Source organism: Actinophytocola sp. (assembly GCF_035942955.1).
In the GTDB taxonomy this organism is placed as follows: Bacteria; Actinomycetota; Actinomycetes; order Mycobacteriales; family Pseudonocardiaceae; genus DASYTH01.
In genome coordinates this window covers 1-1,502 of record NZ_DASZCQ010000019.1, presented here as the reverse complement: position 1 = coordinate 1,502, position 1,502 = coordinate 1, and the positions used below count along the sequence as shown (strand labels likewise).

Genomic DNA, 1,502 nt, shown 5'->3' with positions numbered 1-1,502 from the left:
CCTCGACGGGCCCGATCCCGGCGACCCCCTGCGCACCAAGACTGCCGGCCGGCCGGCCCGCGGAGCAGCGTGAACGCACCGAGTGCGGCTGAGTAGTGCTACTCAGCAGGCGGCGAGCACGGCCTGCTCGATGGCGCGGCGCCAGAACATGTCGGGCGTGTGTCGACCCACGACGGTCAGGCTGAACGAGGACACCGCGGTGCCGCCGAGCGTTGCCGCCCGCGCCCACCGCACGTCGGCGCCGCACCGCTCGAGCGCGTCGGCCACGCTGTGCAGCAGCCCTATCCGGTCCGCGGCGCGCACCTCGAGCACCACGGCCGACGAGTCGCCGGCCTCGTGGTCGAACCACAGCACCTTGGGCTCCGGCGCGTCCTCCGCCCGGCCGCCGTAGTCGCGCTCCTTGGCGGCGAGCCGGTCGGCCAGCGGGAGTGTGCCGGCGATGGCCCTGGCGAAGTGCTCGCGCAGCAGCGCCGGGTCGGGCAGCGAGCCGAACCGGGGGGAGACGGAGAACAGGTCGACGGCCACGCCGGCGTGGCTGGCCAGCGAGGCGGCGTGCACCTGCAGCGAGTGCAGGGCGAGCACACCGGCCGCCCTGGACAGCAGCCCGGGCCGGTCCCTGGCCACCACGGTGATCCTGGCCAGCGGGCCGGTCTCGTCCACGAGCACGTCGGGTTTGCCTGACGCCGCAACGGCTTCGGCGAGCGCGCGCTGGCCGGCGTCGAGCGGGGCCGGACCCTCGTGCGGCTCCCCGGCCATCCGCCGGCGGCACCGGGCCACCAGGTCGCCGATCAGCTTGGCCTTCCAGTCCGACCACACTCCGGGGCCGGTGGCCAGCGAGTCCACCTCGGCCAGCGCGTGCAGCAGCTCGAGCAGCACCGGGTCGCCGTCGAGTGTGTCCACCACGCGCTGCACGGTCGACTCGTCCTCGATGTTGCGCCGGGTGGCGGTATGCGGCAGCAGCAGGTGGTGGCGCACCATCGCGGACAGCGTCTCGACGTCCGATTTGGACAGACCGAGGCGCCGGCCGACCTGGGTGGCCAGCGCGGCGCCGACGATTGAGTGGTCGGCGTCGCGGCCCTTGCCGATGTCGTGCAGCACGGCGCCGAGCAGCAGCAGGTCCGGCCGGGACACCCGGGTGAGCAGCCGCCCGGCGTTGGCCGTGGCCTGGACGAGGTGCCGGTCGACGGTCCAGATGTGCACGGCGTCGCGCGGCGGGAGGTCGCGGATCGCGCCCCACTCCGGGAAGAGCCGGGCCCACAGGCCGGTGCGGTCCAGCGCCTCAACCACGTCGATGAGCCCCTCGCCGGTGCCAAGCAAGGAGATCAGCGACTGGCGGATCTCGGCCGGCCACGGCGCGCGGGGCTCCGGCGCCGACTCGCCGAGCCGGGCCAGCGCGGCGGGGGCGATCGGGTTACCGGTCCGGGCGGCCGCGGCGGCGACCCGCAGCAGCAGGCCGGGATCCCGGCCGGGCTCGGCGTCGCGGGCCAGGGCCACCTCGGAGC

1 protein-coding gene is annotated in these 1,502 nt (G+C 75.6%); it reads right to left on the bottom strand.

Features of this window, described 5'->3' with window-relative positions; translation table 11 throughout:
- Window positions 1-102: 102 nt before the first annotated feature.
- A partial coding sequence (locus tag VGX25_RS01540) for an HD domain-containing protein (RefSeq protein WP_326915680.1) occupies window positions 103-1,502 on the bottom strand: 1,400 nt, incomplete at its 5' end.